Annotated in this window: 3 protein-coding genes; all 3 read left to right on the top strand. The window is 42.1% G+C overall.

Annotation, left to right across the window (positions count from 1 at the left end):
* The coding region (gene odhB / locus CWB85_RS00295) for a 2-oxoglutarate dehydrogenase complex dihydrolipoyllysine-residue succinyltransferase (protein ID WP_138553759.1) at nt 1-980 on the top strand (980 nt) is incomplete at its 5' end.
* A 177-nt stretch (nt 981-1,157) separates the two neighbouring features.
* Nucleotides 1,158-2,324, top strand: coding sequence for an ADP-forming succinate--CoA ligase subunit beta (gene sucC, locus CWB85_RS00290; protein WP_016709647.1), 1,167 nt, complete (start codon nt 1,158-1,160; stop codon nt 2,322-2,324).
* The gene (sucD, locus tag CWB85_RS00285) at nt 2,324-3,196 is read left to right on the top strand and encodes a succinate--CoA ligase subunit alpha (RefSeq protein WP_016709648.1); all 873 of its coding nucleotides are present in this window, start codon (nt 2,324-2,326) and stop codon (nt 3,194-3,196) included. Before sucC ends, sucD begins: the two co-directional genes overlap by 1 nt.
* The last annotated feature ends 188 nt before the right edge of the window (nt 3,197-3,384 follow it).

Genomic DNA, 3,384 nt, shown 5'->3' with positions numbered 1-3,384 from the left:
TTGGTGATCAAGTGATCGGTAAAGTACAAGCCGGTGGCAAGCCTGCTTCAGCACCTGCTGCAAAAGAAGAAGCGGCACCAGCAGCGGATTCAAGCGATAGCTCAGATGTATTAACGCCATCTGTACGTCGTTTAATCGCCGAAAAAGGTTTAGATGCGTCTAAAATCAAAGGCACGGGTAAAAACGGTCGTGTTACTAAAGAAGACGTTGATACTTTCTTAAAAGCACCAGCACCGGCTACAAAAGCAACTGAAGCAGCTGCACCAGCTCCTATGGGCGACCGTACACAAAAACGCGTTCCTATGACACGTTTACGTAAAACGATTGCTAACCGCCTTCTTGAAGCGAAGAACTCAACTGCAATGTTAACTACATTCAACGAAGTAAACATGAAGCCAATCATGGATCTTCGTAAGCAGTATCAAGAAGTGTTTGAGAAACGTCACGGTATTCGTTTAGGTTTCATGTCTTTCTACGTGAAAGCTGTAACTGAAGCACTGAAACGTTTCCCTGATGTAAATGCATCAATTGATGGTGATGATATTGTTTATCACAACTACTTCGATATCAGCATTGCAGTTTCTACGCCACGTGGTCTTGTGACGCCAGTATTAAAAGATTGCGATAAGCTTTCTGTTGCTGAAATCGAAAAAGGTATTCGTGAATTAGCACTGAAAGGTCGTGACGGTAAGCTTACGCTTGACGATATGACGGGTGGTAACTTCACTATCACTAATGGTGGTGTGTTCGGTTCATTATTATCAACACCTATCATCAACTTGCCACAGTCATCTATTTTGGGTATGCACAAAATCCAAGATCGTCCAATGGCAGTGAATGGTAAAGTTGAAATTTTACCAATGATGTATTTGGCCTTATCGTATGATCATCGCCAAATCGATGGTAAAGAATCTGTTGGTTTCTTAGTGACAATTAAAGAGTTGCTTGAAGATCCAACGCGCTTATTACTGGATGTTTAATCTAGTTGTATAAAATCTAAGCTGTGAGTCATATTCACAGCTTTTTTTTTGCGTCTATTAGTCTAACTGGGGTTTTCATGTTAAGCCTTGGGATCTATACTAGTTGCGCAATTTGGGATAGCTGTTTATTTGCATAAATATTCAGCTCTTTTAGTATAAAAAATTGGATAAAGCATCATGAATTTGCATGAGTATCAGGCAAAACAACTTTTTGCCGAATATGGTTTACCAGTTTCTCAAGGTTTCGCGTGCGATACACCTGAAGAAGCTGCAGCAGCTGCCGAAAAAATTGGCGGCGATATGTGGGTTGTTAAAACTCAGGTTCACGCAGGTGGACGTGGTAAAGCTGGCGGTGTAAAGCTAGTTAAAACTATCGACGAAGTTAAAGCGTTTGCAGCTAACTGGTTAGGTAAAAACCTAGTTACTTACCAAACAGACGAAAATGGTCAGCCAGTTGCTAAAATTTTAGTAGAAAGCTGTACTGATATCGCCAACGAATTGTATTTAGGTGCAGTTGTTGACCGTGCATCTCGCAAAGTTGTTTTCATGGCGTCTACTGAAGGCGGTGTTGAAATTGAAACTGTTGCTGAAGAAACACCAGAGCTTATCCACAAAGCTGAGATCGACCCATTAGTAGGTCCTCAAGCTTATCAAGCACGTGAACTAGGCTTCAAATTGGGTCTTAACCCAACACAAATGAAGCAATTTGTTAAGATCTTCATGGGTCTTGGTCAAATGTTCACTGATTTTGATTTCGCATTACTAGAAATCAACCCGCTTGTGATCACAGATGAAGGTAATCTTCACTGTCTTGATGGCAAAATCGGCATCGATGGTAATGCACTTTACCGTCAACCTAAAATGCGTGATTTCCACGATCCATCTCAAGAAGATGCGCGTGAAGCACATGCTGCAAGCTTTGAACTTAACTATGTTGCATTAGACGGTAACGTTGGTTGTATGGTTAACGGTGCAGGCCTTGCGATGGGTACTATGGACATCGTAAACCTACACGGTGGCAAGCCAGCTAACTTCCTAGATGTTGGTGGCGGCGCGACTAAAGAGCGTGTATCTGAAGCATTCAAAATCATTCTTTCTGATGACAACGTTAAAGCTGTTTTAGTTAACATCTTTGGCGGTATCGTACGTTGTGACATGATTGCTGAAGGCATCATTGGCGCAGTTAAAGAAGTTGGTGTAAACGTACCAGTAGTTGTACGTTTAGAAGGTACTAACGCTGAGCTAGGTCGTGAAGTTCTTAAGAATTCAGGTCTAGATATCATTGCTGCTGAATCACTAACAGACGCGGCTGAAAAAGTTGTTGCTGCTGCGGAGGGCAAATAATGTCTGTATTAATCAATAAAGATACAAAAGTTATCTGTCAAGGTTTCACCGGTGGCCAAGGTACTTTCCACTCTGAGCAAGCGCTTGAGTATGGTACACAAATGGTTGGTGGTGTAAGCCCTGGTAAAGGCGGTCAAACGCACCTTGGTCTTCCAGTATTTAACACTGTACGTGATGCTGTAGAAGCAACTGGCGCTACTGCATCAGTTATCTACGTACCAGCTCCTTTTTGTAAAGATGCGATCTTAGAAGCAATCGATGCTGGCATCGAGCTAATTGTTTGTATCACTGAAGGTATCCCAACCCTTGATATGGTTGACGTTAAAGTTAAGCTTGACGCAACGGGTACTCGCATGATCGGTCCTAACTGCCCAGGTGTTATTACTCCGGGTGAAACTAAGATTGGTATCATGCCTGGTCACATCCACAAGCCTGGTAAAGTAGGTATCGTTTCTCGTTCTGGTACTTTAACTTACGAAGCGGTTAAACAAACTACTGATGCTGGTTTCGGTCAGTCTACGTGTGTAGGTATTGGTGGCGACCCAATTCCTGGTACTAACTTTATCGACGTTTTAGAAATGTTCGAAAAAGATCCACAAACTGAAGCGATCGTGATGATCGGTGAAATCGGTGGTACTGCAGAAGAAGAAGCTGCACAGTACATCAAAGCAAACGTTACTAAACCTGTCGTATCTTACATTGCTGGTGTTACTGCACCTGAAGGTAAGCGTATGGGTCACGCTGGCGCAATTATCGCTGGTGGTAAAGGTACTGCTGATGAGAAATTTGCTGCATTAGAAGCTGCGGGCGTAAAAACTGTACGTTCACTTGCTGATATCGGTAAAGCACTTAAAGAAAAAACTGGCTGGTAATAACTGGCTATTGTTTGAAAAAAAGGCTCACAACGTGAGCCTTTTTTATTTAGTTTTCCATAAATTGACTTCAATATTTAATACCAATCGTGTTAAGTTACTGACCATTTATAACGCAGTTAGCGCTTTATTTAGCCCGCTAGAATGGTTAAATATTTAAGTCGATTAGTATAAGAGCCTTGCTCCCT

The organism is Pseudoalteromonas sp. S1727, from assembly GCF_005886375.1.
In the GTDB taxonomy this organism is placed as follows: Bacteria; Pseudomonadota; Gammaproteobacteria; order Enterobacterales; family Alteromonadaceae; genus Pseudoalteromonas; species Pseudoalteromonas haloplanktis.
This window is presented reverse-complemented; position numbering and strand designations above follow the sequence as displayed.

Bases quoted from the DNA above. Each gene is read 5' to 3' on its own strand.
- sucC (WP_016709647.1), top strand. From the start codon at position 1,158: ATGAATTTGCATGAGTATCAGGCAAAACAACTTTTTGCCGAATATGGT.
- sucD (WP_016709648.1), top strand. From the start codon at position 2,324: ATGTCTGTATTAATCAATAAAGATACAAAAGTTATCTGTCAAGGTTTC.